This is a genomic window from Vulcanococcus sp. DEBay_Sum22DG08_74, from assembly GCF_017852955.1.
Taxonomy (GTDB): domain Bacteria; phylum Cyanobacteriota; class Cyanobacteriia; order PCC-6307; family Cyanobiaceae; genus Vulcanococcus.
In genome coordinates this window covers 66,393-72,680 of record NZ_JAFMKL010000002.1, presented here as the reverse complement: position 1 = coordinate 72,680, position 6,288 = coordinate 66,393, and the positions used below count along the sequence as shown (strand labels likewise).

General features: G+C 63.2%; 5 protein-coding genes. All 5 read right to left on the bottom strand.

Features of this window, described 5'->3' with window-relative positions:
* On the bottom strand, nt 1–503 hold a 503-nt coding region (locus tag QZ184_RS00825), incomplete at its 3' end, for a hypothetical protein (RefSeq protein WP_296417705.1).
* A gap of 50 nt (nt 504–553) precedes the next feature.
* Entirely contained in the window at nt 554–949 is a 396-nt protein-coding gene (locus QZ184_RS00820; RefSeq protein ID WP_247478337.1) for a DUF309 domain-containing protein, read from the bottom strand.
* Nucleotides 946–2,754 (bottom strand): translational GTPase TypA, encoded by a 1,809-nt coding sequence (gene typA, locus QZ184_RS00815; protein ID WP_247478336.1) that lies wholly within the window; start codon nt 2,752–2,754, stop codon nt 946–948. Before typA ends, QZ184_RS00820 begins: the two co-directional genes overlap by 4 nt.
* A 268-nt stretch (nt 2,755–3,022) precedes the next feature.
* Nucleotides 3,023–5,533 carry a U32 family peptidase gene (locus tag QZ184_RS00810; RefSeq protein ID WP_296417702.1) on the bottom strand — a complete coding sequence of 837 codons (2,511 nt, stop codon included), beginning with the start codon at nt 5,531–5,533 and terminating at the stop codon, nt 3,023–3,025.
* Between the two features lie 16 nt (nt 5,534–5,549).
* A complete protein-coding gene (locus QZ184_RS00805; RefSeq protein ID WP_010316920.1) occupies nt 5,550–6,254 on the bottom strand; it encodes a M15 family metallopeptidase in 705 nt (234 codons plus the stop codon).
* Between the last annotated feature and the right edge of the window lie 34 nt (nt 6,255–6,288).

Sequence of the window (6,288 nt, the reverse complement as noted above, 5' to 3'; positions counted from 1 at the left end):
AGAACGACACGGCTAAAAACCTGCTGACCGCGTGCTGGGATGGCCTGCATGCGCTCGCTGTCCACCAGGTAAATCACCTGTTCAGCACGCAGCCAATTGCCGCCGTCCTGAAGGATGTCGACGTCACCACTGAGGACAACCCGGCCCTCATTGCTGAAGTACTGAGCTTGGCGGGCGGTGGCCACGACCCGCTCATCTGGATAGACGATGCGGACGTTGCCACTGGCGGTGATCACACCGGTCTGTTGATCCGCTTGCTGTTGGTCCGACTCAATCGTCACCAGGCCGGTGTTCAACCGCAGGGGCTTGGTGGGAATGGGAGCAGAACCATCGCCCGCTTCTGCGCTGACGACCTCTTCAACGCTGATGACTTCAGCCGCCGGAACGGTCTGCTGAGCCCAACCTGGGGCGCAGACGCCGATCAAGAGTCCAAGGCTTGCCGCGCGACTAGCGAGGGCACTGCACCAGAGACGGGCAGTGCTGCGATCTGCGGCCAAACCCACTCCAGCAACGCGGTGACATCCATCGTATCGCCGAGCACCGCTGCGTTCCTTCAGGAATCGGCATCAATGGGTGTGAGTTCGGGCAAGGGGATGCCCTCAAGCGAGCGGTTCTCGTGCAGGGCCAAGAGGCGTTCACGGGCAACCTGCCTCAGGGGGTCGAGGGCCAGCTCGAACTGGTTCGGCCCTGCCCCCTGTAGACGGCCGAGGCCTTCGCCCAGGAGAACCATGGCACCGCGTTGATTGCCGCGGTCGAGATGGTGGTGGGCAACCGCAATCTGGAGGATCCCCTGCAGCGTGCGGCGGCAAGGTCCCTGGGTCTCATGCCAGAGCTCCTCAAAGCCGTCGTGGCAGGCGTACCACTCACCCGCATTGAAAAGCCTGACGGCCTCCCCAAAACGGGGATCGCGCGTCAGGCTGGTTTCCTCAGGGTCGAGGGGCTGATTCAACGTTTTGCGGGCTTCTTCGCGGGCAGTTTGCGCAGGCGAATCGACTCAGGGGTGACCTCGAGCATTTCATCGGGACCGATGTACTCCAGCGCCCGCTCCAGGGTCATCTGCATCGGGGCTTGGAGGGTATCGAGTTCCTCTGCACCGGCCGAGCGCATGTTGGTGAGCTGCTTGGTCTTGCAGACGTTGAGCTCGAGGTCTTGGGGACGGTTGTTTTCGCCCACGAGCATGCCCTTGTAAACCTTCGTGCCAGGGGTGATGAAGAACTGACCGCGGTCCTCGGCGTTCTTCAGGGCATAGAAGGTCGCGGTCCCTTCCTCGAAGGCGATCAACACGCCGTTGCGACGGGTGTCGAAATCGCCCTGCATCGGGCGGTAGTCGAGGAAGGAGTGGCTCATGATCCCCTCGCCGCGGGTGGCGCGGATGAAGTCACCACGGAAGCCGATCAGGCCTCGGGAGGGCACCACGAACTCCAGCTGGGTGCGGCCGTCGTTGGTGTTCTCCATGTTCTGCATCTCGGCCTTGCGGACGCCGAGCTTCTCGATGCAGGCACCCACCGATTCCTCGGGCACATCCAGCACCAGGGTTTCGAAGGGCTCCGAAGGGGTGCCATCGATGGTGCGGAAGATCACCTGAGGCTGGGAGACCTGGAACTCATAGCCCTCACGGCGCATGGTCTCGATCAGGATGCCCAGGTGCAGCTCACCGCGGCCACTGACGGCCCAGCGATCGGGGGAGTCGGTGTCCTCAACCCGCAGGGCGACGTTGGTCAGCAGCTCTTTATTCAGACGGTCACGCACCTGACGGCTGGTGACGAACTTGCCCTCCTTGCCCGCGAAGGGCGAGTCGTTGACCACAAAGGTCATCTGCAGGGTCGGCTCGTCCACCTTGATCAGGGGCAGCGCCTTGGGCTCGTCAGGGCAGGCAATGGTTTCGCCGATGTTGACCTCGTCAAAGCCGCAGACGGCCACCAGGTCACCGGCGCGAGCCTGTTCAATCTCAACGCGCTGAAGGCCCTGGAAGCCGAGCAACTTGCTGATGCGGCCGCGCTTGACGCTGCCGTCGTCACGCAACAGTGCGACCGGCTGGTTGCCCTTGATCGTGCCGTTGTGAATCCGGCCGATCATGATTCGGCCGAGGAAATCGCTGTAGTCGAGTGTTGTGACCTGAAGCTGCAGGGGCTTCTCGGGGTCGCCAACCGGGGGCGGAACGTGGCGAAGGATGGCATCGAAGAGCGGACGCATGTTGTCGCTCTCCGTGGCCATGTCGGGCTTGGCGTAGCCACCCATGCCACTACCAAAGAGGTAGGGAAAGTCGCACTGATCGTCGTCGGCACCCAGCTCCAGGAACAGATCCAGAACCTTGTCGACGGCCTGCTCAGGATCAACGCGGGCGCGGTCGATCTTGTTGACGAAAACGATCGGACGCAGGCCCTTCTCGAGCGCCTTCTTCAGCACGAAACGGGTCTGGGGCATCGGCCCCTCGTTGGCGTCCACGATCAACAGACAGCCGTCGACCATGCCGAGCACGCGCTCCACTTCGCCACCGAAGTCAGCGTGACCAGGGGTGTCAACGATGTTGATCCGGATCCCTTCGAAGTCCACCGCAGTGTTCTTGGAGAGGATCGTGATACCCCGCTCACGCTCCAGGTCGTTGGAGTCCATCACGCAGGTGGGGACGGCCTCGTTGTCGCGGAAGATGCCCGACTGGGCCAGCAGGGCATCCACCAGGGTGGTTTTGCCGTGGTCGACGTGGGCAATGATCGCGATATTGCGGATCGGTGTTCCGGGATGCTCGCCGCTCATGGATGGGGCTCGAGGGAGGAGGTCAGGGATGGTCTGGCTGGAGCACGCCGCAGCTAACGGCCGCAACGCTCAACTCAAGAGCAGGCGTTGGCTTGGGAACGGTGGCTGAAACCCATGGGCAACGTCGCAGGAATGAACCTGATCGAACAAAGCCGGTATCTCTTGCAGCGTGGCTGATGTGTCTGGAGCGTTCGTGACGAACGACCACACACCAAAACCAAAGAACCCTTCGGTGCGTTAACGCAATCTATCCCAGCAACAAACCGCTCTAGTGGCGCTCGGACAGGGTTCCGCGGGTCACCCCCAGGCGGCTTTCCAACTGTTCGCTCTGCCAGACCATCTGCCCGCTGATCTCTCCGTTGAGGGCCTGGCGGTAGAGGGCGACACGGCGCTGGGTATCCGCGGCGGTTTCCTGCAGCAGTTCGAGCCTGAAGTGGCGAACGCCAGCCTCCAGGAATTGGGGAATGGCCTCAGCGGCGGTCTGCGCACGGGCATTGAACAAGGTATTGCGGCAACCCAGATCAGCGCGCAGGGGATGCTCTGCGCCGCTGCGGTCCCGCAGGAGAACCTGATGCTGCTCACAGGGACGGCCGCAGTCGGTGTGGTCGTGCCCCTCAGAGAGGAAGGCGCAAAACAGGCAGTGCTCCATATGAAAGAGCGGCATGTGCTGGTGCAGGGTCAGCTCGAGGGCCTCGCGAGGACAGGTCCTGACAAGGGCCAACAGCTGATCCAACGCCAGGTCGTAGCTCGCCGTCAGCCGTTCCAGGCCCCAGCGGTCAATCAACCAGCGGGCAGTGATGGGGTTGGCGACGTTCAAGGAGAAATCGCCCTGGCAGGGGGCCAGGGGCGTGAGCCGCTCAAGCTGATCCACATTCCGAACCAAATAGCCGTCCGGCTCAGCGCGAATCAGCGGTTCCAGACTCCAGGACTCATCGGGCCTGCAGATCCGCTGACCCGCCAACCAGAGGCCACCGGGCCAATACCCCTTGCCGCGTTTGACGGCCTCCCGCAGCTGCGCAGGATGCTCAAGATCAACGATCACCCGATCGACTGGAAGATCCTTCAGGGCATCGAGCTGGTCGAGGTCACGCACCAGAACGCTCAACTGGGGCTCCAGCCGTTCGGCCTCAGCAATGGGAGGAATCAAGGCCTCCAGGAGGTCAGCCGCTGGGCGCGGCTCCCGGATCGTTGGGGGGACTGGAGTGGCCTGCTGTGCGAGCTGATCCACCAGTTGCCGTCTCAGTTGGTTCAACTGGGCAAGCGGAAGAAAGAGATCCGGTTCAAGCTCCAGCTCCAGCTGCTCTAGACGCCAAGGGGTGCCGCCAAGTCGTCCGAGTTGCTGCTCCAGGCGTTCACGGTTCAAGGCTTGACCCTGCGCAGGCGCGAGGGGCTGCTCACTGAGAACGAAGCATCCCTCGATCGACAGACCGGCCGCCCTCACGACCTCAAGCCGAAGGGCGGTCCCGCACGAGCCCGAGGCCTTCAACACCAAAGGGCGCCGCTGCTCCTCCAGGGAGCGCTCGGCCATGCGCTGAAAGCGGCTCTCCCGCTGGGGATCGCTGGTCAGCCAGCAGGGACTGCCCCGGCGCAAGCCACGCAAATCAACACGCCTGGGACCCAGTCGCACGGCGCATCCCCCCTTCGGCCTGGGCTCGATCGCCATCACCCGTCCCCCGACTTCCTTAGGGGGCAACAGGGGATCGGAATGGGGGACCTCCAGCACGAGTCCGTCACCGGCTTTGCAATCCAGACGGCCCTTGAAGAGCAGCCAGTCCCCATCAACACGCTCCAAGCGCCCAAGCCAGGGGCCGCGCTTTTTGCTCCAGCGCCCATGGACCAGCTGACGGTGATCAATGCCTGCGAGCCAACCGGTGCTGAGCCCGCGCGAGAAACTCAACTCCAGGTTTCGCCGGAGCTCCCGCTGCTCTAACTGCTCCAAAGGCGTGCGCTCACCAAAGAGCTGGTCGAGACCCTGGCGGTAGGCGTCGGTGACCGCGGCCACATAGGTGGGGTCTTTGAGCCTGCCCTCGATCTTCAAGCTGGCCACGCCGGCATCCACCAGCTCCGGCAACAGATCCCAGGCGGCTAGGTCCTGGGGTGAGAGCAGATAGCGCTGCTCGCCGAGGTCCAGCTCTTCTCCATCAACAATCAGTTCATAGGGAAGCCGGCAGGCCTGGGCGCATTCGCCGCGGTTGGCACTGCGCTGGCCAAGGGCCTCACTGGTGAGGCACTGGCCGGAATAGGCCACACAAAGGGCGCCGTGAACGAAGACCTCAAGGGGCATCTCCAGCTGACGCTTCACCAGCTGCTGCTGAATCCGCTGCAGATCCTTGAGGCTCAACTCCCTCGCCAGGACCACGCGCTGGCAGCCCAACTCTTGAGCCATGGCCACACCGGCAGCGCTGGTGATGGACATCTGGGTCGAGCCGTGGATAGCCAGCTCCGGGGTGAGCTGCTGGGCCAATGCGGCAAGGCCAATGTCCTGGACGATGAGGGCGTCGACTCCGGCAGCGTCAGCGGCCAGCAGTAACTCCGCCGCTCGGCTGAGCTCGTCGGTGAAGACCAAGACGTTGAAGGTCAGGAAACCCTTCAGGCCGCGGCGATGGAGCCAATCCATCACCTCGGGGAGATCAGACGCCTTGAAGTTTTCGGCCCGCAGCCGTGCGTTGAAGGTCTCGACCCCGAAATAAACCGCGTCAGCTCCGTTGACGGCGGCCGCTTTGAGGGATTCCCAGCAACCCGCCGGCGCCAGCAATTCCGGCAATGGGGCCTCAGCCATGCATCAGTTCCATGGATTACTCCGAGAAGCGGCCGGCGGCATCGAAGGTCTTCAGCGCATCGGCGGATCCCTCAAAACGCCAGTGCCAGGGCTCGTAGCTCACGCCCTGACGGTTGTCCTTCGGAAAGGAGAGGACGAAATGAAAGCGATTGGCGTTGCGCTCAAGCCAGGCAAAGGACTCGGTGCGATCGAAACTTTGGGAAAGATGGGTCTCGGGGCGTCGACCATCGCCAAAGTCAACGGCGTAGCCCGTGCTGTGCTCAGAGAATCCGGGCGGTGCACTGACCTGCGCTCGTTCCCGAGCACTTTGATTGCGCTCTGATTTGACGTCAAAAAAGATCTGCTTTTGAAGGGAGATCGAGCGGAAGGCACTGAGCACCCGCAGGTCCACACCCTCGGCATCAGCAGCGCGGCGCATCTGACGCAGAGCCTCGGCCGCCTGGGCATTGAGTGCCACGCCTGGGCCAATACTGATCAGTTGGGAATCCTCCGCCTCGGGATAGGGGAAGTGACCGAGCAGGCGGCCGTCGGAACTCAGACGGGCACTCAGCCCGGCAACGGGAACGGGAGCCAACCGTTGCAGCAGTGGAGCCCGCAACGCATAGGCCACAGCTGCAACGAGAACGAGTGCTGCAGAGGCGCTGGCTACGGCAACGGGAGTCCGACGTTTGCGCTGCAGGCTGGGGGAGAGGGTGCGCCTGGCGAGAGGAATGTCATCCATGCCGGAGGGTTCAGCGCCGCCCTTGCTTGCGCCC